24 protein-coding genes are annotated in these 22,010 nt (G+C 35.9%); 19 read left to right on the top strand and 5 right to left on the bottom strand.

Features of this window, described 5'->3' with window-relative positions; genetic code table 11:
• Positions 1-89: 89 nt before the first annotated feature.
• From ACSHWW_RS10380 to ACSHWW_RS10365, 4 genes are read left to right on the top strand one after another with little or no spacing between them, the layout of a single operon-like run.
• Positions 90-1,070 carry a D-alanine--D-alanine ligase gene (locus ACSHWW_RS10380; RefSeq protein WP_435682384.1) on the top strand — a complete coding sequence of 327 codons (981 nt, stop codon included), beginning with the start codon at positions 90-92 and terminating at the stop codon, positions 1,068-1,070.
• Complete coding sequence (gene coaD / locus ACSHWW_RS10375) at positions 1,067-1,519, top strand: pantetheine-phosphate adenylyltransferase (RefSeq protein WP_435682383.1); 453 nt, start codon at positions 1,067-1,069, stop codon at positions 1,517-1,519. Before ACSHWW_RS10380 ends, coaD begins: the two co-directional genes overlap by 4 nt.
• Positions 1,516-3,270 (top strand): M14 family metallopeptidase, encoded by a 1,755-nt coding sequence (locus ACSHWW_RS10370; RefSeq protein WP_435682382.1) that lies wholly within the window; start codon positions 1,516-1,518, stop codon positions 3,268-3,270. Before coaD ends, ACSHWW_RS10370 begins: the two co-directional genes overlap by 4 nt.
• The gene (locus ACSHWW_RS10365) at positions 3,263-4,063 is read left to right on the top strand and encodes a hypothetical protein (protein WP_435682381.1); all 801 of its coding nucleotides are present in this window, start codon (positions 3,263-3,265) and stop codon (positions 4,061-4,063) included. Before ACSHWW_RS10370 ends, ACSHWW_RS10365 begins: the two co-directional genes overlap by 8 nt.
• Here the strand turns inward: ACSHWW_RS10365 and ACSHWW_RS10360 are convergent.
• Entirely contained in the window at positions 4,037-4,654 is a 618-nt protein-coding gene (locus ACSHWW_RS10360) for an NUDIX hydrolase (RefSeq protein ID WP_435682380.1), read from the bottom strand. The genes ACSHWW_RS10365 and ACSHWW_RS10360 overlap by 27 nt on opposite strands.
• A gap of 7 nt (positions 4,655-4,661) precedes the next feature.
• Here ACSHWW_RS10360 and pyrE point away from each other — a divergent pair, with 7 nt between their 5' ends.
• Together pyrE and ACSHWW_RS10350 are read left to right on the top strand one after the other, a co-directional pair.
• Positions 4,662-5,306, top strand: coding sequence for an orotate phosphoribosyltransferase (gene pyrE, locus ACSHWW_RS10355; RefSeq protein WP_435682379.1), 645 nt, complete (start codon positions 4,662-4,664; stop codon positions 5,304-5,306).
• Between the two features lie 6 nt (positions 5,307-5,312).
• Entirely contained in the window at positions 5,313-5,699 is a 387-nt protein-coding gene (locus ACSHWW_RS10350) for an SRPBCC family protein (protein ID WP_435682378.1), read from the top strand.
• On the opposite strand, the gene ACSHWW_RS10345 is transcribed toward ACSHWW_RS10350, so the two are convergent.
• On the bottom strand, positions 5,696-6,403 hold the full coding sequence (locus ACSHWW_RS10345; RefSeq protein ID WP_435682377.1) for a biotin--[acetyl-CoA-carboxylase] ligase: 708 nt from the start codon (positions 6,401-6,403) through the stop codon (positions 5,696-5,698). The two genes, ACSHWW_RS10350 and ACSHWW_RS10345, sit on opposite strands and share 4 nt — an antisense overlap.
• 84 nt (positions 6,404-6,487) lie before the next feature.
• Here ACSHWW_RS10345 and rsfS point away from each other — a divergent pair, with 84 nt between their 5' ends.
• The 6 genes from rsfS (at position 6,488) to ACSHWW_RS10315 (ending at position 11,343) form a co-directional block, all read left to right on the top strand.
• A complete protein-coding gene (gene rsfS / locus ACSHWW_RS10340; RefSeq protein WP_435682376.1) occupies positions 6,488-6,859 on the top strand; it encodes a ribosome silencing factor in 372 nt (123 codons plus the stop codon).
• Positions 6,860-6,877: 18 nt separating this feature from the next.
• Positions 6,878-8,899, top strand: a complete 2,022-nt coding sequence (ftsH, locus tag ACSHWW_RS10335) for an ATP-dependent zinc metalloprotease FtsH (RefSeq protein WP_435682375.1) — start codon at positions 6,878-6,880, stop codon at positions 8,897-8,899.
• Between the two features lie 64 nt (positions 8,900-8,963).
• Complete coding sequence (locus tag ACSHWW_RS10330) at positions 8,964-9,581, top strand: LUD domain-containing protein (RefSeq protein WP_435682374.1); 618 nt, start codon at positions 8,964-8,966, stop codon at positions 9,579-9,581.
• Position 9,582: 1 nt separating this feature from the next.
• Complete coding sequence (locus tag ACSHWW_RS10325; RefSeq protein ID WP_435682373.1) at positions 9,583-10,425, top strand: phosphatidate cytidylyltransferase; 843 nt, start codon at positions 9,583-9,585, stop codon at positions 10,423-10,425.
• A complete protein-coding gene (locus ACSHWW_RS10320) occupies positions 10,415-11,065 on the top strand; it encodes a phosphatidylserine decarboxylase family protein (protein ID WP_435682372.1) in 651 nt (216 codons plus the stop codon). Before ACSHWW_RS10325 ends, ACSHWW_RS10320 begins: the two co-directional genes overlap by 11 nt.
• Entirely contained in the window at positions 11,065-11,343 is a 279-nt protein-coding gene (locus ACSHWW_RS10315) for an acyl-CoA-binding protein (protein WP_435682371.1), read from the top strand. The genes ACSHWW_RS10320 and ACSHWW_RS10315 overlap by 1 nt, the downstream gene beginning before the upstream one ends.
• A gap of 2 nt (positions 11,344-11,345) precedes the next feature.
• Here the strand turns inward: ACSHWW_RS10315 and ACSHWW_RS10310 are convergent, their stop codons facing one another.
• Together ACSHWW_RS10310 and ACSHWW_RS10305 are read right to left on the bottom strand one after the other, a co-directional pair.
• Positions 11,346-11,510, bottom strand: coding sequence for a hypothetical protein (locus ACSHWW_RS10310; protein WP_435682370.1), 165 nt, complete (start codon positions 11,508-11,510; stop codon positions 11,346-11,348).
• A gap of 233 nt (positions 11,511-11,743) precedes the next feature.
• Positions 11,744-14,380 carry a valine--tRNA ligase gene (locus ACSHWW_RS10305; RefSeq protein ID WP_435682369.1) on the bottom strand — a complete coding sequence of 879 codons (2,637 nt, stop codon included), beginning with the start codon at positions 14,378-14,380 and terminating at the stop codon, positions 11,744-11,746.
• A 118-nt stretch (positions 14,381-14,498) separates the two neighbouring features.
• On the opposite strand from ACSHWW_RS10305, the gene ACSHWW_RS10300 reads away from it, so the two are divergent.
• Positions 14,499-14,927, top strand: coding sequence for a DUF1573 domain-containing protein (locus tag ACSHWW_RS10300; RefSeq protein WP_435682368.1), 429 nt, complete (start codon positions 14,499-14,501; stop codon positions 14,925-14,927).
• Between the two features lies 1 nt (position 14,928).
• Here the strand turns inward: ACSHWW_RS10300 and ACSHWW_RS10295 are convergent, their stop codons facing one another.
• Positions 14,929-16,257, bottom strand: a complete 1,329-nt coding sequence (locus tag ACSHWW_RS10295; protein WP_435682367.1) for a PDZ domain-containing protein — start codon at positions 16,255-16,257, stop codon at positions 14,929-14,931.
• Between the two features lie 80 nt (positions 16,258-16,337).
• Between ACSHWW_RS10295 and ACSHWW_RS10290 the strand changes: the two genes are divergently transcribed.
• The 6 genes from ACSHWW_RS10290 (at position 16,338) to gap (ending at position 22,009) form a co-directional block, all read left to right on the top strand.
• The gene (locus tag ACSHWW_RS10290) at positions 16,338-17,528 is read left to right on the top strand and encodes a pyridoxal phosphate-dependent aminotransferase (RefSeq protein WP_435682366.1); all 1,191 of its coding nucleotides are present in this window, start codon (positions 16,338-16,340) and stop codon (positions 17,526-17,528) included.
• Entirely contained in the window at positions 17,528-18,556 is a 1,029-nt protein-coding gene (gene murB, locus ACSHWW_RS10285; RefSeq protein WP_435682402.1) for a UDP-N-acetylmuramate dehydrogenase, read from the top strand. The genes ACSHWW_RS10290 and murB overlap by 1 nt, the downstream gene beginning before the upstream one ends.
• A 33-nt stretch (positions 18,557-18,589) precedes the next feature.
• Positions 18,590-18,793, top strand: coding sequence for a membrane or secreted protein (locus ACSHWW_RS10280; RefSeq protein ID WP_435682365.1), 204 nt, complete (start codon positions 18,590-18,592; stop codon positions 18,791-18,793).
• Between the two features lie 7 nt (positions 18,794-18,800).
• Positions 18,801-19,907 carry a glycosyltransferase gene (locus ACSHWW_RS10275; RefSeq protein WP_435682364.1) on the top strand — a complete coding sequence of 369 codons (1,107 nt, stop codon included), beginning with the start codon at positions 18,801-18,803 and terminating at the stop codon, positions 19,905-19,907.
• Between the two features lie 65 nt (positions 19,908-19,972).
• Entirely contained in the window at positions 19,973-20,848 is an 876-nt protein-coding gene (lipA, locus tag ACSHWW_RS10270; protein WP_435682363.1) for a lipoyl synthase, read from the top strand.
• Between the two features lie 174 nt (positions 20,849-21,022).
• The gene (gene gap / locus ACSHWW_RS10265; RefSeq protein ID WP_435682362.1) at positions 21,023-22,009 is read left to right on the top strand and encodes a type I glyceraldehyde-3-phosphate dehydrogenase; all 987 of its coding nucleotides are present in this window, start codon (positions 21,023-21,025) and stop codon (positions 22,007-22,009) included.
• The last annotated feature ends 1 nt before the right edge of the window (position 22,010 follow it).

The raw sequence follows: 22,010 nt of genomic DNA, 5'->3' as shown, positions 1-22,010 counted from the left end.
AAAATTTGTTCAAATATAATCATTGAAAACATACTTAGAAGCAGTTCTTTTTTAACTTTGTTGTTCACGCTTTTGCGAAAAGTTAACACATGAAAAACATTGCGGTATTAATGGGCGGCTATTCTCACGAGTGGCAAATTTCTTTAAAAAGTGGCGCTGTCATTTCTGAAAACATAGACCGCAGTAAGTATAATGTGTTTGAAATCGCTATACTAGAAGAAGGATGGTATTACACAGATGCAAAAGAGGAAAAGCACTTCATAGATAAAAACGACTTTAGCATTACTGTAAACGGTGAGCACATCACTTTTGATTGTGCTTATAACACGATACATGGAACTCCTGGAGAAGATGGAATCTTTCAAAGCTATCTAGAACTGCTAGGTATCCCACAAACCTCTTGTGATTCATACCAAAGTGCTATAACCTTTAATAAAAGAGATTGTATAGCTGTTTTAAAACCATGGAACATTACCACAGGTAAACATATTTATCTTAATAAAGATGATGCTTATGATTCTAAAGATGTTGCAATTCGTCTAGGACTTCCCTATTTTGTGAAGGCAAATCGTAGCGGTAGCAGCTTTGGAGTTTCTAAAGTCTATAAAACCGAAGAACTAGATGCAGCACTTCAGTTAGCATTTGAAGTAGATACTGAAGCAATAATTGAATCTTTCCTAGACGGAATAGAAGTGTCAGTAGGAATTTATAAAATTGATGAAAACCTAATTGTACTACCACCTACTGAGATTATAAGTGAAAATGATTTCTTTGATTATGAAGCAAAATACAGTGGAAGATCTCAAGAAATCACTCCTGCAAGGATATCACCTGAATTAACTCAAGCAGTTCAAGTACAGACTAAAAGAATTTATGAAGTCTTAAATTGCAAAGGAATTGCGCGCGCAGATTTTATATTCCATAATGGCATACCGCACTTTATAGAGATTAATACAAATCCAGGAATGAGCAAAGAAAGTATCATTCCACAACAAATAAGAGCCACGGGAAGAACTTTAAAAGAGGTTTTTACCGCGATTATCGAAAACACTATAAAATATCACTCATGAAAAGAGCCGTATTCCCAGGAAGTTTTGATCCCATAACTTTAGGACACGTAGATATTATAGACCGTGGACTTGAATTGTTTGATGAAATCATTATTGCCATAGGTATTAATGCCGATAAGAAATACATGTTCACACTAGAGCAACGTAAAGAGTTTATCGAGAAAACTTTCATTAATGAACCTAGAGTTAAAGTAATGACTTATTCTGGGCTTACCATTGATTTTTGTAAAGAGCAAAAAGCTCCATTTATTCTTAGAGGCCTACGTAATCCTGCCGATTTTGAATTTGAAAAAGCAATCGCTCATACTAATAGTAAACTATCAACCATAGAAACCATTTTTCTACTTACCAGTCCTGATACATCATACATTTCATCCTCCATAGTGCGAGACGTAATCAGAAATAATGGAGACTATACTATCTTAGTGCCAGACACCGTAAAATCATGAGATTATTAAGTATTTTATTTTTAGTTTTTGCCGCCATTTCTTGTCAGCAATCTATAGAGGAAAAGGAAGAAGAAATTAAAGACTGGCAAACTCCTTTTGAAAAAGGTAATGGAAATCAAACTGCGACGTATCAAGAAGTCATTTCATTTTATGAAGATCTTGCTAGTTCCTACTCTACCATAAGTATTGAAGAAGTAGGGTTAACTGACAGTGGCTTGCCTTTACATTTAGTAAGCTTTTCTAAAAACAACATAGATTGGAACTCTGCAAATGAGAATTCTATAAAAATCCTCATTAACAACGGTATCCATCCTGGAGAAAGTGATGGTATAGATGCCACCATGATGTTAATGCGAGATCTAGCTACGGGCAAACTAGAAACAGAAGATAATTTAATCTTCAGTGCAATTGCAGTGTATAATGTAGGTGGATCTTTAAATCGTAACAGCCATACAAGAACTAACCAGAATGGACCTGAGTCATACGGTTTTAGAGGAAATGCTCGTAATTATGACCTCAATAGAGATTTCATAAAGGCAGATTCTCGCAACGCACAAGCTTTCTATAATATCTATCATAAAGTAAACCCAGATATCTTTATAGATAATCACGTAAGTAATGGAGCAGACTATCAGTACACACTTACTCATTTGTTTACGCAACATAATAAATTAGGCGGCGCTGCAGGAACATTTTTAAAGAACACTTTACAACCACAGCTTGAAGAACAAATGAAATCTCGCGGTCACGACATGACTCCATATGTAAATGTTTATGGTGCACCGCCAGAAACAGGTTTTGCTCAATTCATGGATCATCCTCGCTACAGCACAGGTTACACGACACTTTGGAACACTATGGGAATGATGATAGAAACTCACATGCTCAAACCATATAAAGATCGTGTTTTAGGAACACAAGCAATCATGGAAGAGATGATTGTTCTAGGAACTCAAAATTTATCTGCTATTAAGAAAGCACGAACTGATTCCTTTGAACACTTTTCCAATGCTCAATTCTACCCATTAAATCATCAAACTAATCGTGAAAAAGCCGACACCTTATTATTCAAAGGCTATCAAGCTGTTAATTCTGTAAGTGGACTTACCGGCCAGGAATTATTGACTTATGATCGCAGCAAACCTTTTGAAAAGAAAACACCTTATTATAATCATTTTACATCTAGTGATTCTATTACCATACCGCAGTATTATGTAGTACCACAAGGTCAGTGGGAAATCATAGAATTGTTGCGCATGAATAATATTCAAATGGAAGTATTGCCTCATGACAGCACCATGACTGTTTCTCGATACCGCATTGAGGATTATAAAACGTCTACAAGCGCTTATGAAGGTCATTATCCACATTCTAATGTGGTGGTGAGTGAGAAAGATGTAGAGTTACGCTTTCGCGAAAGCGATATCATCATCCCAACTGCGCAACCAGGAATAAGGTATATTCTAGAAACACTTGAGCCTCAAGGTCAAGACTCCTTTTTCAAATGGAACTTCTTTGACACAATTCTACAGCAAAAAGAAGGATTCTCATCCTATGTTTTTGAAGCTACTGCGATGGAATTACTAAATTCAAATCCTGAGTTGAAAAAAACATTTGATTCCATTAAGCAATCTGATTCAAAATTTGCAAAGAGCAATTATGCGCAATTGAAATGGATCCACGATCGATCTCCTAATTATGAGAAAGCACATTTAACTTACCCAATTTATAAAGTTTACAGCAATGATTAAAAAAGCAATAATTCTATTTATGGCATGTGCTATAATTTCTTGTAAAAAAGAAATTAATGACACGCCACTAGACGTAAAAGGAGCGATTGACAGTAGCAGGCTCGTGAAGGATTTTACATGTGGCAGCACTACTTATGTTTTTCAAATACCATTTTACAAAGGTGATAGTGATGTTCAAGATAGACTCAATAATGATGTTAAAAATCTAATTACTCAAGATTTTGTAGATGTGACTTATAATAAAGACGCTGGGCTAGAAGAAATATGGGGCATTTTTATAAATGATCGAGAACGCAAAATTTGCAATGGCGACATGAGTGGCGTTAATAATATTCACTTAGAGCACTTAAGTCAGAATGAAGGTATGATAAGCTATGAGTTAGTCTATTCTAAAAATGGCAAGAAAAGCCGAATGATTAAAACTTATAAGAAACCTGATTTAACAGAGTTAAAAATAATAGAACTCGCTCAGCCTGCCAAAGAAGATGATGTAAGACGCATATTTGACATTAATTTACAACAGGCTGTCGCTAACCTTTCTCTTGACATTAAACCTGAGGATTATGATGGTTTTAGAGAATTTATTACGAGTAAACCATATGCTTTCAGTAAAGAAGAATTTGAAAATGCCACTCTAGGTGTCAACAAACTATCTGCAGACTCATTAATTCTGCAGGTAAATAAAAGAATTGAGTTACCTAAAGCTTATTCTTATTTAAATGAAGATGTGAAAGTAGAAATAAGAGCGCAAGACATGGAATATTATCTAGATCTCTCGTCGCTTAAAATGTAGCATTTGGTCTGGAAATAGTTCTTTAATGTTGCTGTATGAGGATTGCAATGCCACTTCTGCAACATCTTTATTGAGCCACACAGCCTTTTCTATTCCTTCATTAAGTTGCGGTGAGAGTGGTCCCATGTAATCAGTTTCCATAAGATACCAATGCGTGAGCTTTAATTTAAGTCCATTTTTTCTATTGAAGACATGATAGGTGCGTCCTAGTTTTTCAATAATGTTCAAGTTTTTTACACCTGTCTCTTCTTTAATTTCTCGTTTTGCGGTTTTCTTCATCCTTTCAAAACGATTTGCCTTTCCTTTAGGTAAATCCCATTTACCATTGCGATGAATAAATAAAAAATTGTTCTCGCTATTAATTACAAGACCACCACCAGCTTTTACTAGAGGTAATTTCTTGTGTAATCTCTTGAGTAATTTTTTCTCACTTTTAGAATAAAGCAATACTTTTTTAAGCTTTCCTTTCTCAATCTTTTTAATGATTTTGAGCAGGTCTACATCTTTTAAAGAGAATACTTCATAGTCGGGATAAGCATCCCTATTTGATGTCACTAAAATTGCAACGTCTTTCACAAAAACTTTATACATTTGCGCCATGGTTATAAATAAGGATATCGCAATTAAAACGGCCGAATTACTATTGCAAATTAAAGCAATAAAATTGCAACCGCAAGAACCTTTTACATGGGCAAGTGGATGGAAATCTCCAATCTATTGCGACAACCGTGTAACTCTTTCATACCCAACGATTCGCAATTTTTTGCGAGAACAACTAGCAAACCAAGTTGAAGAACTTTATGGTAAGCCAGATGTAATTGCTGGAGTAGCGACTGGAGCAATAGGTATAGGAATGCTGGTGGCAGACTACTTGAAATTACCTTTCATTTATGTACGTCCAGAGGCTAAGAAGCATGGTCGTCAAAACCAAATAGAAGGACATTTTGAGAAAGGTCAAACTGTTGTCGTTATTGAAGATTTAATAAGTACAGGAAAAAGTAGCTTGAACGCAGTGGACGCTTTAAAAGAAGGCGGCGCACAGGTTAAAGGAATGCTGGCACTGTTTTCGTATGGTTTTGAATTTGCACAGGAGAACTTTAAAAAGTATGACTTGAATTTACATACTTTAAGCGATTATGATCACTTGATTTTACAAGCTCAAAATGCTGGTCACTTCTCTGACCTTGAAATAGAATTATTAAAAAGCTGGAGAAAAGATCCTAGCGCCTGGACTGGAAAATAAAACATTATGAATTTAGAAAGCCGTACGGTACAAACTAAAAAAACACCTCAAGAATTATATGAATTCTTGACTCAGGTAGAAAACTATAAACAATTGATGCCAGAGGATACAAAATTTGAAACTCATGGTGATGACAAGTTTCTTTTTGGACTTAAAGGAATGCCTGAGATTAAACTAGGCTTGCAAGAATCTACTCCTTTTACTCAAGTAGTACTAGGCTCCACTAGCGATAAACTAGCATTTACATTAAGTTGTGATATCGAGCAAGTTGCAAACGGTGCACAAGCTCAACTTAAATTTAACGGAGACTTTAATGCTATGATGGCGATGATGATAAAAGGTCCTATCAATAAATTCCTAGAACAACTAGCTAACGGACTGGAGAAACTCTAGTAAATCCAGCGTACTTGTTTTAAATCATAAGCGGTGAGTTGCCCTTCTTTTTCAAGAAGCAGCTCACCGTTTTGTGTTATACCACTTACCGTAGCGTCAACAATCTGATGGTTAATTTCAAACCTAGTTTGCTGCTTATATCTAAAAAGATGTGATAGATATTTAGACACAGCTACTGCCCTATTCTTTAAAGCGTGATCTAAATGTGTTAAAAACTGAAGTAACAATTGTTCTAAAAGAAAAGTTTTACCGGTTAAGTTTTTTAATGAGATCGCTTGAGGTAAGTCTTGAAAAACCTCTTGATTTACATTTAATCCTATTCCAACGATGGAATGAGTCCACTTTCCATTTGAAAATGTATTTTCTATAAGTATGCCAGCCAGTTTTTTTTGAACTGACAGGATGTCGTTAGGCCATTTTATTTTGGCTTGGATACTTAAATCAGTTTGAAGCCATTCCACCATCGCCACAGATACGATTTGATTTAATTCAAAAGGAGTCATTTCAAAAAGACCATCCTTTATTAAAACACTGAATGTCAAATTCTTACCGTCATCTGATTGCCATTGGGTACCACGATTACCACGACCTTGAGATTGAGATAAACTATATAAGGCAGTAAGGTGTTGTGTATCGCTTTCGCGAAAGCGTGCTCTCAATTCATCATTAGTAGATGTAGTGGCATGTAATTTGACTATTTGCAAGTGACTATTTATCTAGAGATTAAGTTTTATTTTGTAAAACCACTGGTAAAAAAAGAATAAATTTGTCGTAACAAAAAATATTTGATGACTAAAGAAAAAGTTTCTACTGATGCGATCATCGCTCAAATAATTGCAGGAATAGAAGATGTAAAGGGTAATGACATCATTATCATGGACTTAAGAGAGATTGAAAACACTGTAACTAGTTATTTTATCATATGTAATGGTAATTCAAACACTCAAGTTAACGCTATCGTAAATTCTGTACAAAGGAAAGTAAGCAAGGAATTGCAAGAAAACCCATGGCATGTAGAAGGATCTTCACAAGCAGAATGGGTTCTCATGGATTATGTAAATGTAGTGGTTCATGTTTTCCAAAAACACGTAAGAGATTATTATGATCTTGAAAGTTTATGGGGTGACGCAAAAACTACAGTGATTGAAAGTGCTTACTAATTAAGATTATACAAACTAATGTCTGAAGAAAATAAATCAAAACAGAAGTCAGGTAATAACAAACCAATTTTACCAGGAAGCGGTAAACCTAAATTCAGCATGTGGTGGATAGCAGTACCTATCGTACTTGCTTTTTTTGCCTATTCTTTAATAAATGATGCTGTTAATTCACCTAAAGAGACCAATAAATCTCAATTCTTTGAATATCTAGAGGATGGTGATGTGAAAGAGGTAATCGTATGGAATGGAAGATTTGCAGAGGTATTCTTAACTAAAGAAGCTCTTGCAAATGAGACAAAGCATAAAGATGCGCTCAAGCCTAGTGCGATGAACCAGAATAAGGTGGCGCAATATAAGTTTGAGTTTGGTGATCTTGAGATTTTCCAACCGCAACTAGAAGATGCAGTGCAAACTGGAAACTTAGAAACTGAAGTTTTATATAAAACTCAAGACACTACGTTCACAAACATGATATGGAATTTCCTTCCTTTTATATTACTTATAGGAATATGGATTTTCATAATGCGACGCATGAGCGGCGGTGGTGGCGGTGGTGCTGGTGGACAAATCTTCAACATAGGCAAGTCTAAGGCAAAACTTTTTGACCAGAAAACAGATATTAAAACTACTTTTAAAGATGTAGCTGGACTTGAAGGTGCCAAAGAAGAAATTCAAGAAATCGTAGATTTCTTAAAAAACCCTGAGAAATATACTTCCTTAGGTGGTAAAATTCCTAAAGGTGCCTTATTGATAGGTTCTCCAGGTACTGGTAAAACTTTACTTGCAAAAGCTGTTGCTGGAGAGGCAAAAGTGCCGTTCTTCTCATTAAGTGGATCTGATTTTGTAGAAATGTTTGTAGGTGTAGGTGCTAGTCGTGTGCGTGACTTATTTAAACAGGCCAAAGAAAAATCTCCTGCTATCATATTCATTGATGAAATAGACGCTATAGGTCGCGCCAGAGGTAAATCAAATTTCTCTGGTTCTAATGATGAACGTGAGAACACATTGAATCAACTCCTTACAGAGATGGATGGTTTTGGTACTAATACAAATGTGATAGTAATTGCAGCCACTAACCGTGCTGACATACTTGATAAAGCATTAATGCGTGCTGGTCGTTTTGATCGTCAAATTTATGTGGATTTACCAGATGTGAATGAGCGCGAAGAAATTTTTGAAGTTCACTTGAGACCACTTAAAAAGGTAGCAAATGAATTAGACACTTCATTCCTAGCAAAACAAACTCCTGGATTCTCAGGTGCAGATATTGCAAATGTGTGTAACGAGGCTGCACTGATTGCAGCACGTAAAGGAAAAAAAGCTGTAGATAAGCAAGATTTCCTTGATGCAGTAGACCGTATAGTAGGTGGACTTGAAAAGAAAAACAAACTGATCACTCCATCAGAGAAGAAAACTATAGCGTACCATGAAGCTGGACATGCAACCGTAAGTTGGATGACTGAGCATGCTGCGCCTTTAGTAAAAGTAACCATTGTTCCACGTGGTCAATCATTAGGTGCCGCATGGTATTTACCTGAAGAAAGACAAATCGTGCGTCCTGAGCAAATGCTAGATGAGATGTGTGCTACTATGGGTGGTCGTGCTGCAGAGAAAGTTATATTCAATAATATTTCAACTGGTGCACTTAGTGATCTTGAGAAAGTAACTAAGCAAGCTCGTGCAATGGTAACGATTTATGGACTTAATGATAAAGTAGGTAATATCACTTATTACGATTCTAGTGGACAGCAAGAGTATAGCATGTCTAAACCTTATAGTGAAGAAACTGCTGTAATTATAGATCAAGAGATTTCTAAAATCATAGAAGCACAATATCAAAGAGCTATTGCGATACTTGAGGAAAACAAAGATAAGTTGACACAACTTGCTGAAGTTTTACTTGAAAAAGAGGTGATTTTCAAAGATGATTTGGAGAATATTTTTGGCAAACGTCCCTTTATTAAGGAAGAAGCTATAGCATTAAAAGCATCTACTAGAAAAATTCCAGCTAAGACAATTTCTGCAGAGGAAGAAGAATAGTTTGCTACTACTATAATTAGTAGTTATATTTACCTTGTCCCTAACATTAATGAGTCTATCCTAGATGAGTATTTTTAAAAAACTCTTCAAAAAATCATCAAATACTGAGTCTTCTCAGCATGATGATATGGAGCGCTCTAAATATATGCCCGAAGAGAAGTTACCGCTAGACGAGCGATTCATTCACAATTTTACTCGGCAAGGTGGACGTTTTCTTTATTCTTTAGATGAAAATGAAGTTCAAGCAAATTTTGAAGATGTACTTGTAGAGCACGACTTTTATGAAACGAGCGTGCTATGCAATGATCATAATTTAAGAGGGCGATTTGATGGATTCAACCTTCAATTCTCTGACGTTCATGATGATTGTAGTTTTTTCTTAACTACATGTGAATACGTCATCGCAGATAATGGCGCGATTTTATTTTCTTCAAACCAACTTAAAGAAAAGAAACCAGCAGATTTTCCGGGAACTATGGTTGTTCTTGCTACTGCCAGCCAGATAGTAGAGTCTATAGGTGAAGGATTACGTGGAATTAAACACCGCAGCGGATCTAACATACCTACGAATATCACTACCCTAAAGAACTTTCAAGAACCTAAAGTCCAGGAGAAAAAAGACCTTATGAATTATGGTGTTCCTACTAAGAGAGTTTACCTCATTTTATTAGAAGACTTATAGAATGAGGGAATTATTAGTACGTTCCATATCTGGAATAATCTATGTTGCGCTAGTCGTACTTAGCGCTCTATATGCACCGCCAGAAGTATTCATTATTCTATTCTGCATATTTGCTTTTATCTGTTTAGTAGAACTCATGCCTATGATAAGGCTGAAGCAATGGCTTATTTATCCTGTTTTACCACTTTCTTACTTTTTCCTGGTATGGTTAGAATGGCCAGCAGAGTATAAAACGATTTACAATTATATTATATACTCATTGCTCGCAGGTACCTTATTAGTTAATGTTTATCTCATAAGAGATTTGGTTTTATTAAACCGAATACCATTATTCAATACTAAAAAGCACATTATAGCTTTGCTCTATCTCATAGGCAGCAGTCTTTTTTTGGCTCTTATTCCTATGCAAATCGATCAAAACGATAACATATACTATAAGCCAGAGCTACTGGTAGGTATGTTTCTAATTATATGGGTAAATGATAGTTTTGCCTATCTTACTGGGAAGAACTTTGGTAAGCACAAATTACTTGAACGCATTTCGCCTAAGAAAACTATTGAAGGGTTTCTAGGTGGCTTATTCATGGCGCTTCTCGCTGGTGTAGGTCTTTATTACTTTGTAGGTGGATATGAATTATGGCAGTGGGTTCTACTAGCATTTATAGTAGCCTTTTTTGGCACAATAGGAGATTTAATACAGTCTAAAATTAAAAGACAAGCTGAAGTCAAAGACAGCGGTAGCATTATGCCTGGGCATGGTGGTATTTTTGATAGAATGGACAGTATTATCTTTGCAGCACCATTTGCTTATTTATTTTTTACAATTATCAATTATGTTTCATAAAGAAGGTACAATTTCAATTATTATAGGATTTGTTGTCGCAGGAGCTCTTGCCGCACTGGCAACGCAAATTGAGATGCCTAGTTGGCTATCTTATATCCTAATTGCTCTAGGGCTAGTCTTCCTTATCATCATACTTCAATTTTTTAGAAACCCTACTAGAACTACCATTTTTGATGACGCAACTATAGTCTCACCAGTAGATGGTAAAGTTGTTGTTATTGAAAAAGTTCAAGAAAATGAATATTTTAAAGGTGAACGCTTGATGATTTCAGTATTTATGTCACCTATTAATGTTCATGTTACTCGTTATCCTGTAGGTGGAAAAGTAAGTTATAGCAAATATCACCCAGGAAAATACCTAGTAGCTTGGCATCCTAAAGCCAGCGAAGAGAACGAAAGAACAACAGTAGTTGTCGATCATAAAAATGGACAGCAAGTCATGCACAGACAAATTGCCGGCGCACTTGCTAAACGCATAGTGAACTACGCTGTAGAAAATGATAACGTTGATCAAGGAAGTGAAAGTGGATTTATTAAATTTGGTTCTAGAGTAGATGTTTATCTTCCAGTGGACACTCCAGTTAGTGTCGCTCTTAATCAAAAGGTAAAAGGTGGTGTTACCGTATTAGCACAGTTTTAATGACAGATAAGGACCTCGATATCGCTTTTAACGATGCATTTGCAAAGGCAAGCTCTGAAGAACAATCTTTAGTGCCACCAGATTTGCAACTACAACTATATGCATATTATAAGAGAGCCATAGACGAACCTTATGTAAGCAATCGCAGTTTCCAATCTAATGATTTGAGAAGCGCCTTTAAAATGAATGCGCTCATTCAAGTTCAAGCTATTTCCAAAAAAGAAGCTAAAGAAAGGTATATTAAAATAATAGAAAAGCTTTACCCTAAACCTTGGTAGTATTATTTTAAATCTCGCGGCTTTTCATTTGTAGAATTTAAGAGATACTTAGTAAGCCATATTACGCCTTTAACGAGAACCACTAGCAATACAATAGAAGTTAATAGTATCACGATAGGATTTTCCATAAACGTAGGTTCTTCTACTTTATTAATAACCTCATTCATTTCTATTATTTTCTAATTGATTAATTCTTAGTTTAAGATACTTGATGAGGAGCATGTATAATTTCACTAACGCTATAATTACAGCAATCCAAAAAACCGCCATAACTAGTTGCCATACTATTAAAGCGTAACTAAAGTCATTAATATATTGATTCATCTTAATTTGTTTAAGAAACGAATTTAAACAAAAAACGACCTCAATTGAGGTCGTTTAAATTTATCACTTTTTTAGACTAGCCTTTTAAAGCTTTCATACTTGCTTCTATCGTTTCGATTTTTGCAAGAGCATCTGCCTCCTTTTTCTTTTCTATGGCTACTACTTGCTCTGGAGCACTACTCACAAAACGTTCATTACCCAACTTTTTTTGAACTCCTACAAGGAAACCTTGAGCCCTTTTAAGTTCGCCAGCTAGCTTTTCAAGCTCTGCTGCTACATCTATATTTCCTTCAAGTGGTATGAAATACTCATTTGATTTTACACGATAACTAGCAGCTCCACTTACTTGTTCAGTAACCGTATCAATTTGAGAAACGTTCCCCATTTTCATAATGAGACCATTATAATCGTTAGACAACTTCTCATTATTTATGGCGCTTAACGTAATCTTATTTTTAAAGCTTATTTGCTTTTCCTTACGTACCGTTCTTATTCCAGATATGATATCTTGAACTAATTCAAAATCATTCAATAATGACTGATCTATTGCTCCAGCAACTGGCCACGTATTGATACAAAGTGCATCTTTAACATCACGATCAGCAATGGATTGCCATAACTCCTCACTAATAAAAGGAGTAAATGGATGAATTAATCTCAAATTATCTTCAAACAACTCAATAACCTCAGCGAGTGTTTTAGGATCGATAGGTTGTTGATATTCTGGTTTAATGATTTCTAGCAACCATCCACAAAAATCATCATAAATTAACTTATAACTAGACATCAACACATCACTCAATCTATATTTTGAATAGTGATCTTCCACCTCTGCAAGGACTTGATTAAAACGACTTCTATACCAGGCAATTGCTTTAACGCTATGCGCTGGTTGCTTTAGAGAAGCGTCCACTTCCCAGTTATTAATTAACCCAAAGTATGCCTGAAACATTTTATTTACAAAGCCTTTACCTTGCTGGCATAGATCTTCATCAAACATGATGTCATTACCTGCTGCTGCACTTAATAAAAGGCCTACTCGTACACCATCAGCTCCGTATTCTTCTATGAGCTTTAAAGCATCTGGAGAATTCCCTAATGATTTAGACATTTTGCGACGTTGCTTATCTCGTACTAAACCTGTTAAATAAACTTTATCAAATGGTTTTTCATCTCTTAACTCATAACCAGCAACGATCATACGCGCTACCCAAAAGAATAAAATATCTGGACCGGTCACTAAATCTCTTGTAGGATAATAGTAATTAATCTCTTCATTTTCAGGTTCAAGCACTCCATTAAAAACACTGATAGGCCATAACCAACTAGAGAACCAGGTATCTAGAACGTCATTTTCTTGACGCAAATCTGTAGCTTGTAGACTGTCGTTATTAGTTCGCTTTCGCGAAAGCGTAACCGCATCTTCAATACAAGTTGCAACAACAAAATCATTCTTACCATCACCATAGAAATAAGCTGGAATGCGCTGTCCCCACATTAACTGACGAGAAATATTCCAATCGCGTACGTTTTCCATCCAGTGGAAATAAGTATTCTTAAACTTAGGCGGTAATAACTCTACGATATCTTCTTTTACCGCTTTAATAGCTGGTTGCGCAAGTTCTTCCATTTTTAAAAACCACTGATCACTCAATCGTGGCTCAATTACAGCTCCTGTACGCTCACTTGTTCCTACTTTATGAACGTGGTTTTCTTTCTTTATTAAAAGACCTTTTTCTTCAAGTTCTTTAGAAATTTCCTTACGTACTACAAAACGGTCTTTACCTTCATAATGAAGTCCAAAGCTGTTCAAGCTCGCATCTTCATTGAAGATATCAATCACTTCTAAATTGTGCGTCTCTCCTATTTTCTTATCGTTTTCATCATGCGCAGGAGTTATTTTTAAAGCTCCTGTACCAAATTCCATGTCCACGTATTCATCTGCAATCACAGGAATCTCACGATTTACAATAGGAACGATTACGGTTTTACCTATAAGATCAGTGTAACGTTTATCGTCTGGATGTACGCAAATAGCGGTATCTCCTAGAATAGTTTCAGGTCGAGTGGTTGCGATCGAGATAAAATCGTTGCTTCCTTTTATTTGATATTTTAAGTGGTATAAATGACCATTGCGCTCTTCATAAATAACTTCTTCATCACTAAGTGTAGTCTTAGCCTCTGGATCCCAGTTCACCATACGGAAACCACGATAGATCATATCCTTGTTATAAAGATCTACAAAAACCTTAATTACAGATGCAGACATATCGTCATCTAGAGTGAACTTAGTACGCGACCAGTCACAACTTGCTCCTAGTTTTTTTAATTGTTCTAGAATTATACCACCATACTCGTCAGTCCAGTCCCAAGCGTGTTTTAAAAATTCTTCACGAGTTAAATCGTTTTTATCTATGCCTTGCTCTTTTAATTTCTTCACAACCTTTGCCTCTGTAGCAATTGAAGCATGGTCAGTTCCTGGAACCCAACAAGCGTTATAACCTTTCAATCTCGCTCTTCTTATAAGAACATCTTGAATAGTATTATTAAGCATGTGTCCCATGTGCAATACTCCTGTCACATTAGGTGGCGGAATTACAATCGTATAACTTTCTCTTTCATCTGGTACAGACGAGAAGAAATCATTCTTCATCCAGTAGTCATACCACTTATTTTCTATGGTTTGAGAGTCGTATTTTGGTGCAATGGACATTTTTGGCTCAGTTTTTGAAATTTCATCGACAAAAGTACTATTTACTTAAATTATACACATCATTAACACAACCTTTAAGTAGTAATAATTACTTTTAATCCCGATAAAGAAAATGATCATGAAAAATTTATTCCTTTTATTTATAGCATTCGGTTTTACGCAATTAAGTTTTGCGCAAAATGAATCTACTCTCGATAAGACTACAACTGTTGAATTTGAAAAAACTACAATTGATTATGGTAAAATCAAAAAAGGTAGTGATGGAGTACGCACATTTACTTTTACTAATACTGGTGAACATCCTTTAAAAATATACAACATCTACTCTGCTTGTAACTGTGATATCGTTTATAAACCTGAAGGCGCAATTGCTCCTGGTGAAAAAGGTGAGATTAAAGTGAAGTATGACACTAAAAAAGTAGGCCCAATTGTAAAAACGATTACTGCCAACACGAATACTACAGAAAAATTAATTCCTCTTAACCTAATAGGTGAAGTTTTACCTGCTGCAGATGATAGTAAGGAAGACGAGGAAATGAAAATGTAGATTATTCTATTATGGGTTTAAGGTAGAGCAAGACATCATATTCCTCTTCTAGTCTTTTGTAGGTGATCTTTAGATTTGAATAAGGATTTTTATAAAAAAAACTGCTTGCTTTTGTTATGGTTAAGTTTTCTCCTAACCTTCCATTCATTTTCATAATTTGATCTCCTTCTCTTATTCCGGCCAGATAAGCTACAGAATTCTCAGTAACACTTGCGACAATAATTTTAGGAATCATCTTATAAGTAATATAAGATTTTTGAAGTGTGACTTGTCCTTCACTCTTTTTATAAAGACCTTGAGTTCCATCCCATTTCCCATCTTCAACAGTTACGTCTAGGTCTGCGCCTTCTAACTTCAAACTTAATCCTGCCATATTATAATAATAGCCTTCTTCAAATGCTTCATTAGGATACAGAGATAATCTGGAATTTTTATAATCTAATATTACATCAAATCTCCTTAAGGTTTCTCCACCTATGGAACCGTTAGCATTATCATTAAAACTTGAAGAATGCTTCTCGCTATCATCTGGAAAAGAAACTGTAGATCTCTTCAGGTCAAAATCTAAAATTGATAATCTATCCACTTTAGACCTACGACCAAATAATTCTCCTGCAAGACCGTAACCGAGATAATCCCTAAAACCTTTTTTAGGAAAATTAAATAGAGTAGAATCTATACTGCGTAATAGTAAAGCATCACTACTACCAGAATCTACTAACAATGAGGTTTCTATTTGCGAACCATCATTTCCAACAATAGCCTTTATGTATGGTTTGTTATTTATTTTTTCAAAATTTTGAAAATTTGCATTACGCAATCTGCGAGGCAATTTTTTAGTATGCCTATAGAAGTGCATCTTCTCAGAGATATAATCTATTTCTACAATGAGGTTTTTAAATAAATCAGCTCCTATTACTCCATTAATTTCAATTCCTAATCGGTTAGTATCACTGAAGTTCTCATTTACCATAATTAAGATCTCCGCATTATCACTTACTAAATGTTCACCTATTCTCAATTGATTACTAGGACTGTAATAAGCTTCAAAATAATTATCAGAACCTAAACCACCATAAGTTAAAACTCTACCTTTTTTAATGGTTAAAGAATCTATTCCTTTGATATCATAAATTAACGATCTCGCAGAGCCTGTGTCTACTATAAAGTTGAGTTGCGTCCCATTAACAAAGGCAGGAATTATAATTAAGTTAGCACTGGATTGAAATGAAACAGTCTCTTTATTCCCTTTAACAAGCTCAAAATTAGACTGCGCAACCATAGATATAGAAGCAAACAGGAAGAGTTTTAATAGTATGATTCTTTTCATTGATTATAAATATAAGGATTTCCTAAACTCTTTAATTTATTTAAGTAGTCGTATTACCTTTGCACCACAAAATAAATTAAATGCCAGCAATTTCTCATAAAGGCGCTATTATGCCTTCTTCACCTGTTAGAAAACTCGTACCATTTGCAGAAGCTGCAAAAAAACGTGGTGTTCATATATATCCATTAAACATAGGTCAACCAGACATCAAGACGCCTAGCCAAGCTATCCAAGCAGTGAAGGATACAAATATGGAAATCCTCGCTTATAGTCATAGTGCAGGAAACGAATCTTATCGCATTAAACTAGCCGCTCATTATAATAAAATTGATATGGGCTTAACTGTAGATGACATCATCGTTTCTACAGGTGGTAGTGAAGCACTACTTTTTGCTATGGGAAGTATTTGTGATTATGGAGACGAAGTAATTATCCCTGAACCTTTTTATGCAAACTATAATGGTTTTGCAACAGCCAGTGGTGTTACTGTAAGACCTATCCCTACTACTATTGAGAATAACTTTGCATTACCTTCCATAAGTGCATTTGAAGAGCTGATTACTGAGAAGACTAAAGCTATATTAATCTGTAATCCAGGAAACCCTACAGGTTATTTATATACCCAAGAAGAAATGAATCAACTGGCAGCGCTTGTTAAGAAACATGATTTATTCTTAGTGTCTGACGAGGTTTATCGTGAATTTGCTTATGATGGTCGCACGCACCTATCTGTAATGAACATGCCTGGACTCGAGGAACACGCTATCATGATTGATTCTGTTTCTAAAAGATACAGCATGTGTGGTGCACGTATAGGTTGCATGGTTTCTAAGAATAAAGAAGTCATGGCAACAGCTATGAAATTTGCCCAAGCAAGATTAAGTCCACCTACGTTTGCACAAATCGCTGCTGAGGCTGCACTTGATACTTCTCAAGCTTATTTTGATGAAGTAATCGGTGAATATATAGAGAGACGTGACATTTTAATAAATGGACTTAAAAATATCCCTGGTGTTAAGGTTGCAAATCCAGGTGGCGCATTTTACTGCGTGGCTCAACTTCCAGTAGAAGATACAGATGCTTTTGCACAATGGATGCTCGAGTCTTTCCATCTCAACAATGAAACTATTATGGTAGCTCCTGCTGCTGGATTTTACAGTACTCCTGGAGTAGGTAAAAACCAAATAAGAATTGCATACGTACTGGAAAAGGAATCGCTTATAAAAGCAGTGAGAATTCTTGAAGAAGCGCTTAAAGTATATAACGCGTGATAGAAATTAAATCACATGTTTCTCTTAAGGAATTCAACACTTTTGGTATAAACGCTTTCGCAAAAGCGTATTCAAACATATCCACACTACAGCAATTAAGTGAGGTTCTCTCCTATTATCATAACGAGGAAATTTTCCTTCTAGGTGGCGGCAGCAATATGTTGCTCTTGAATGATGTAGACCGACCTGTTATACATGTGAATTTAAAAGGAAAAGAAATTCAAGAACAAGGAAATCATGAAGTTCACATTACCGCAATGGCTGGTGAGAACTGGCATGATTTTGTAATGTACTGTATCGATAATCACTGGGCTGGAATTGAAAACATGGCACTTATTCCTGGTAATATAGGTACTGCTCCTATTCAAAACATAGGTGCTTATGGTGTGGAATTGAAGGATACTTTTGTTTCCTGCACAGTCATGGATATTAAAACTCGAGAGGTTAAAACTTTGACTCTTGAGGAATGTCAATTTGGTTATCGTGATTCTATTTTTAAAAATGAAGCACTGGGGAAATATGTCATTACATCAGTTACTTTTAAACTAACAGATGTTTCTACGACTGATAATTACCAGCTCAAAACCAGTTATGGAGCAATCCAAGAAGAATTAGAGAACCTCAACCTGGAATTGAGTATAAAAACGGTGGCACAAGCAGTTATCAATATAAGAAGCAGTAAACTTCCAGATCCAAAAGTTTTAGGAAACAGCGGTAGTTTTTTCAAGAACCCTATTATTGAAAAAGGCTACTATGAAGACCTCATAAGAATGCATCCAGACGTTCCTCATTATCCAGTAAACGACTTGCAAGTAAAAGTACCTGCTGGCTGGTTGATAGATCAGTGCGGTTTTAAGGGGACGCGTCGTGGAGATGCTGGAGTACATGATAAACAAGCTCTAGTATTAGTCAATCATGGAAACGCAACCGGTCAAGACCTCATAGCACTGGCTCAAGAGATTCAATCTACAGTAAAAAACCGCTACGGAATCAACATTGAAACCGAAGTGAATTTAATTCAGAATTAAGATTACATCACTTATTATTCTTAAATTTGCAGCATGGAATTAATCTTAATTACTATCGGTTTATTAGCACTCGCTTTTGGCGGTATTGCTATAAAAATTTGGGCAAAGAAAGACGGGAAATTTGCAGGAACTTGTGCAAGTCAGAATCCATTTCTCAACAAAGATGGAGAAGCTTGTGGAATGTGCGGTAAATTACCTGACGAGCAAGAATGTAAGAATCCTTCTTTAGAATCTTAGTCAGTAGATGGAAATAGGCATAGCGTTTATAGTCCTTGCTGGATTTGTGCTCCTCAATATTATATATTATTTCTTTTTAGCCCGAGTAGGTTTTTATAAGCCAGCTCAAAATGGTGTCATAAACGAACCTGTTTCTGTGATCGTTTGTTCTAAAAACGAACAAGAAAATCTCGCCACTCTAGTTCCATTATTACTGGAACAAAATTATCCCAACTTTGAAATTATTCTTATCAATGACGCTTCTATAGATGATACGCTAGAAGTTATTGAACGATTTGAAAACCTGGATAGTCGCGTTAAAAAAGTGGACGTGGTTAACAATGAGAGTTTCTGGGGTAATAAAAAATATGCTCTGACCTTAGGGATTAAAAAAGCGGTTAACGATAAGTTGATATTCATAGACGCAGACTGTAAACCAGCAAGTACCGACTGGTTACAACAAATGGCGAGCGGTTTTACAGCAAATAAAAGTATAGTTCTGGGCTATGGAGCTTACGAGAAAAAGAAATATTCGCTACTCAACGCACTTATAAGATACGAGACTGGAATTACCGCAATTCAATATATGAGCTATGCGTTGCATGGAAATCCTTATATGGGCGTAGGTCGCAACTTAGGTTATACCGCAAAACAGTTTTATGATGTGAGCGGTTTTATAGACCACATGAAAATCATGGGTGGAGATGATGATTTATTTGTCAATCAAGCAGCTACTAAAACTAATACCGCAGTCGTTATAGAACCAGATGGTTTCACCATAAGCGCTCCTAAAAATACTTGGAAAACCTGGTGGACTCAAAAACGCCGTCACATTAACACAGCTTCTCATTATAAATCGGGCCATAAATTTCTTTTAGGACTTTATTATTTCTCGCAATTAGGCTTTTTTATTGCCGCTGCAGTAGGTTTTATTTTAGGCATCAACTGGATGTATATTCTAGCACTCGTTTTATTGAGATATCTTGTGGTATGGATAGTTGTAGGGAAAGGATTATCACGCTTTCGCGAAAGCGACATCATACCATTCCTACCATTCTTGGAAATCTTGCTTGTTTTTACTCAATTAGGTCTTTTCTTTACTAATGCTAGGAAACAACCCAAACAGTGGAAATAGTCAGTTTATACCTTTTTTAACGACTACTTGACCGCTTACCAAAGCTTTATAACTAACTTTGTAGTATGAATACAGTAAAAGAATCGATTGCGCCACCTAAACAAGGGAAACCTAAATGGTTGCGAGTGAAACTTCCTGTAGGGAAGAAATATAAAGAATTACGTGGACTGGTTGATAAATATGACCTGCATACCATCTGCACATCAGGTAGTTGTCCTAATATGGGAGAATGCTGGACAGAAGGAACAGCTACGTTTATGATTCTAGGAAATACCTGCACACGTTCCTGCGGCTTTTGCGGTGTAAAAACCGGTCGTCCAGATGACATAGATTGGGCAGAACCTGAAAAGGTGGCTCGTTCTATCAAATTAATGGGAATTAAACATGCAGTAGTCACAAGTGTGGATCGCGATGATTTAAAAGACATGGGATCTATCATATGGAAAGAAACCGTTGCTGCCATACGTCGCATGAATCCAGAAACAACCCTTGAAACACTTATTCCAGATTTTCAAGGAAACACACGTAATATAGATCGTATCGTTGAGGCAAATCCCGAAGTTGTTTCTCATAACATGGAAACCGTAAGGCGTTTAACTCGTGAGGTACGTATCCAGGCAAAATATGATACAAGTCTTGAAGTTTTAAGATACTTAAAGCAACAAGGAATTAAAAGAACTAAATCTGGGATCATGCTAGGTTTAGGTGAACGTGAAGAAGAGGTGATTCAAGTAATGAAAGACTTGAGAGCAAATGATGTGGATGTTGTAACAATAGGTCAGTATCTACAACCTTCAAAAAAACATTTACCTGTAAAAGAATTTATCACACCAGAGCAGTTTAAGAAATATGAAACAATAGGTCTTGAAATGGGTTTCCGTCATGTGGAGAGTGGTGCTTTAGTGCGTAGTTCTTATAAGGCTCATAAGCACATATTATAGGCGTGAAGTTTTCCAAAAGAACTTTAAAAATACTACTGATTTTTACAGTCATTATTACTGTAATTCAAATAGCAATGGCAATTGATAGAAGTAAGTTTGACCTAGATTTCTATTTAATTAGTTTAAGTGGGATTTGCACTAGTTTAGTCTTTTATTTAGCTCTAAGACGAAAAAATGATTAAAGTCGCCATAAATGGATTCGGTCGTATAGGACGTACTTTTCTAAGAACAGTTCTTGATAATAAAGACATTGAAGTTGTCGCTATTAACGATCTTGCTCCTACTCATGTCATGGCGCATTTATTAAAGTATGATTCCATTCATGGGACTCTTATGCATGATGTTACTCATACTGACCATTCCATTATTGTAAACGATAAATCGATACAATTTACACATCATAAAAACTTAGACGATTTAAATTGGCATGATGTGGATGTAGTCATTGAATCTACTGGTAAATTTAAGACTCGTGAAGACCTAGACAAACACTTAAAAGCTGGTGCTAAAAAAGTGATTCTAAGCGCGCCACCAATAGATGACGATATAAAAACCGTGGTTCTCGGAGTTAATGATCACATTATCAATGATGATGACACTATTCTTTCAAACGCTAGTTGCACTACTAATAATGCGGCTCCATTTATAAAAGTCCTCGATGAACTATGTGGTGTGGAACAAGCCTACATTACAACGGTTCATAGTTATACTACAGATCAAAGTTTGCACGACCAGCCTCACAATGATTTGCGACGAGCTCGTGCTGCAGGACAATCCATCGTTCCTACTACCACAGGTGCTGCCAAAGCTCTTACCAAGATTTTTCCTCACTTAAGCAATGTCATCGGTGGTTGCGGAATACGTGTTCCAGTGCCTAACGGTAGTCTTACAGACATGACCATTAATGTAAAACGTGACACCAGTATAGAAGAAGTTAATGCTGCTTTTTTAGCTTTCGCGAAAGCGAATCCTAATACATTCTCTTACACAGACGTACCTCTTGTTTCTATAGACATATCTGGCAGTCCTTACTCCTGTATATTTGACTCACAAATGACATCTGTCATCGGGAAATTAATTAAAGTTATAGGCTGGTACGACAATGAAAGTGGTTACAGCAATAGGCTCAAAGACCTCACTTTGTTGATAAGAAACTCATAAC

The organism is Nonlabens sp. (assembly GCF_051251825.1).
In the GTDB taxonomy this organism is placed as follows: Bacteria; Bacteroidota; Bacteroidia; order Flavobacteriales; family Flavobacteriaceae; genus Nonlabens.
Note: the sequence above shows the minus strand (reverse complement) of the source record. Positions and strands in the feature narration are given on the sequence as shown.

What these genes read in the sequence shown, in the direction of transcription:
- ACSHWW_RS10380 (WP_435682384.1), top strand. Translation starts at nt 90, where the DNA reads ATGAAAAACATTGCGGTATTAATGGGCGGCTATTCTCACGAGTGGCAA.
- coaD (WP_435682383.1), top strand. Translation starts at nt 1,067, where the DNA reads ATGAAAAGAGCCGTATTCCCAGGAAGTTTTGATCCCATAACTTTAGGA.
- ACSHWW_RS10370 (WP_435682382.1), top strand. Translation starts at nt 1,516, where the DNA reads ATGAGATTATTAAGTATTTTATTTTTAGTTTTTGCCGCCATTTCTTGT.
- ACSHWW_RS10365 (WP_435682381.1), top strand. Translation starts at nt 3,263, where the DNA reads ATGATTAAAAAAGCAATAATTCTATTTATGGCATGTGCTATAATTTCT.
- ACSHWW_RS10360 (WP_435682380.1), bottom strand. Translation starts at nt 4,654, where the DNA reads ATGTATAAAGTTTTTGTGAAAGACGTTGCAATTTTAGTGACATCAAAT.
- pyrE (WP_435682379.1), top strand. Translation starts at nt 4,662, where the DNA reads ATGGTTATAAATAAGGATATCGCAATTAAAACGGCCGAATTACTATTG.
- ACSHWW_RS10350 (WP_435682378.1), top strand. Translation starts at nt 5,313, where the DNA reads ATGAATTTAGAAAGCCGTACGGTACAAACTAAAAAAACACCTCAAGAA.
- rsfS (WP_435682376.1), top strand. Translation starts at nt 6,488, where the DNA reads ATGACTAAAGAAAAAGTTTCTACTGATGCGATCATCGCTCAAATAATT.
- ftsH (WP_435682375.1), top strand. Translation starts at nt 6,878, where the DNA reads ATGTCTGAAGAAAATAAATCAAAACAGAAGTCAGGTAATAACAAACCA.
- ACSHWW_RS10330 (WP_435682374.1), top strand. Translation starts at nt 8,964, where the DNA reads ATGAGTATTTTTAAAAAACTCTTCAAAAAATCATCAAATACTGAGTCT.
- ACSHWW_RS10325 (WP_435682373.1), top strand. Translation starts at nt 9,583, where the DNA reads ATGAGGGAATTATTAGTACGTTCCATATCTGGAATAATCTATGTTGCG.
- ACSHWW_RS10320 (WP_435682372.1), top strand. Translation starts at nt 10,415, where the DNA reads ATGTTTCATAAAGAAGGTACAATTTCAATTATTATAGGATTTGTTGTC.
- ACSHWW_RS10315 (WP_435682371.1), top strand. Translation starts at nt 11,065, where the DNA reads ATGACAGATAAGGACCTCGATATCGCTTTTAACGATGCATTTGCAAAG.
- ACSHWW_RS10310 (WP_435682370.1), bottom strand. Translation starts at nt 11,510, where the DNA reads ATGAATGAGGTTATTAATAAAGTAGAAGAACCTACGTTTATGGAAAAT.
- ACSHWW_RS10305 (WP_435682369.1), bottom strand. Translation starts at nt 14,380, where the DNA reads ATGTCCATTGCACCAAAATACGACTCTCAAACCATAGAAAATAAGTGG.
- ACSHWW_RS10300 (WP_435682368.1), top strand. Translation starts at nt 14,499, where the DNA reads ATGAAAAATTTATTCCTTTTATTTATAGCATTCGGTTTTACGCAATTA.
- ACSHWW_RS10295 (WP_435682367.1), bottom strand. Translation starts at nt 16,257, where the DNA reads ATGAAAAGAATCATACTATTAAAACTCTTCCTGTTTGCTTCTATATCT.
- ACSHWW_RS10290 (WP_435682366.1), top strand. Translation starts at nt 16,338, where the DNA reads ATGCCAGCAATTTCTCATAAAGGCGCTATTATGCCTTCTTCACCTGTT.
- ACSHWW_RS10280 (WP_435682365.1), top strand. Translation starts at nt 18,590, where the DNA reads ATGGAATTAATCTTAATTACTATCGGTTTATTAGCACTCGCTTTTGGC.
- ACSHWW_RS10275 (WP_435682364.1), top strand. Translation starts at nt 18,801, where the DNA reads ATGGAAATAGGCATAGCGTTTATAGTCCTTGCTGGATTTGTGCTCCTC.
- lipA (WP_435682363.1), top strand. Translation starts at nt 19,973, where the DNA reads ATGAATACAGTAAAAGAATCGATTGCGCCACCTAAACAAGGGAAACCT.
- gap (WP_435682362.1), top strand. Translation starts at nt 21,023, where the DNA reads ATGATTAAAGTCGCCATAAATGGATTCGGTCGTATAGGACGTACTTTT.